At 22.5% G+C, this 1718-nt stretch carries 1 protein-coding gene and 1 pseudogene; both read left to right on the forward strand.

Going from position 1 to position 1718, the window contains the following annotated elements:
• Positions 1–114: 114 nt before the first annotated feature.
• Complete coding sequence (locus tag ELQ12_RS09540) at positions 115–882, forward strand: hypothetical protein (RefSeq protein ID WP_126230705.1); 768 nt, start codon at positions 115–117, stop codon at positions 880–882.
• Between the two features lie 371 nt (positions 883–1253).
• Positions 1254–1718: pseudogene (locus ELQ12_RS09545) on the forward strand (hypothetical protein); the annotation flags it as partial.

Consider the following 1718-nt stretch of genomic DNA (forward strand, 5'->3'; position numbering starts at 1 on the left):
ATCTAAACTAAAAGAATGCACAAATGAATGAGATAGAACTTAACACTCAAAATAAAACCTTAAACGAAACAGAAAAAGACACAAAAACTATTTTTAAAATATCAAGGAATATAAATGAAAAAACCTTTTTATAAACTTAAAAGATTTTATATACCTTGTGGTTTACTTATAGCTTTTGTTATCTTTATAAGCTTAGCTTATCGCCCTTTAGAGCTTATCTTTTGGGATAAGTATTATTATGAAAAAGAAAATCAAATTAGAAAAGAGACATCTAAATTATTCTGGAGCAACGAAGAAGAATTTAAAAAAGTTTTTGTAGAACAAAACTTAAATCAAGAATTAAAACTTAATCAAAAAGAATTATTAAATTATATGCATAATTTTAAAAAAGATTTTAAATTTATGCAAATTTTAGGTTTAGACAATGCTTATTTGGTAGCTCTTAGAAATAAAGTAAGTATATTTGGAAGAAAAAGTGAAACTAATCTTAATTATTTTTATCTTGCTTCTAATAGCACTACCAATTTAAACGAAATGAATAATTTTATAAGCATTATGGATAGATATATCATTTTTATTAACAAAATAGATGCATTGCCTGACACTTATGCATTTATGAAAATAGCCTTTAATGCTGATTATTTTCTTTTTAATTTAATCCCATTTGCTTCAAGCCTAGATAAAAACTTTATGTGTTCTATACCTCAAAAAGAACAGTTATTAGAAAATATGATTAATTCTTATAAAAAAATGAATTTATTATATAAAACAAAACTAAAAACCGAAATTCAAGAAATGATATACCCAACAATATATGAAGCAAAAAGATATAATTATTTCATAAATTTTGCTAAAGGAAGATTAAATGCATGCGGAAGATAATTTAAATTTTAAAGATAATTTTTAAATTATATAGGAAAAATAAATGTCTATTTATAAAGAATGTGAAGTTTGTAAAACAAAAATCAATAAATTACAAAATGCATCAAATGTATTTTTATTGGGCTTTGGTAAAGAACTAGTTTGTAAAAAATGTAAAGCCAAATATAAAGCAAATTCATTATTTATTTTTTTATATAGCATTTTTAATGATATTTTAATTTTGTTTATATTGTGGAATTATTTTATGGATTTGTTAGAATTCTTTCATTTAAATACAAATTTAAAAATTATTTTTTCAATAGTTTTTTATTTATTTTATAAAATTATTTTAGTATATTTTATCTATTTAAATAAAATAAAGGACTAATAAAATGTCTAACAATAAGAATATTTTGCAACATATTGATGATTTAGTAAATGGTATATTTGACTCTACAGTTATGACGGCTTTAGAATTTGGACATTTTGTAATAAAAATTATTGGAGTTGAAAATATAATTTTAGATGACAACACAAAACAAGATGAAGCTATTGAACAAGCCGAAGTCTTTTATAAAGCCATTAAACTTATAATCTCAAATGATCAAATTAGAAAGCAAGCATTTCAATTCTTAAAACAAGATTTTCAAAAACAACCGTTATATTATATTGGGAGTATAGTTGGACCAGGCGCTGTGGTTTCTTTAATCAAAAAACCAACGCAAAAAATTCTTTATTTCAGTGCAAATAAAACTCAACAAGCATTTAATCTTTCCAATAACTCTCTCTACCCCTACTACAAAAACATACAAAATTCCTTTACTCCTTTATGTTCTATAGATAATAAAAATAGTAAT

The sequence above is a fragment of the Campylobacter sp. US25a genome (genome assembly GCF_004379075.1).
GTDB lineage: Bacteria > Campylobacterota > Campylobacteria > Campylobacterales > Campylobacteraceae > Campylobacter_D > Campylobacter_D jejuni.

Excerpts from the sequence above, each read along its gene's own strand:
- ELQ12_RS09540 (WP_126230705.1), top strand. The coding sequence starts at position 115 with ATGAAAAAACCTTTTTATAAACTTAAAAGATTTTATATACCTTGTGGT.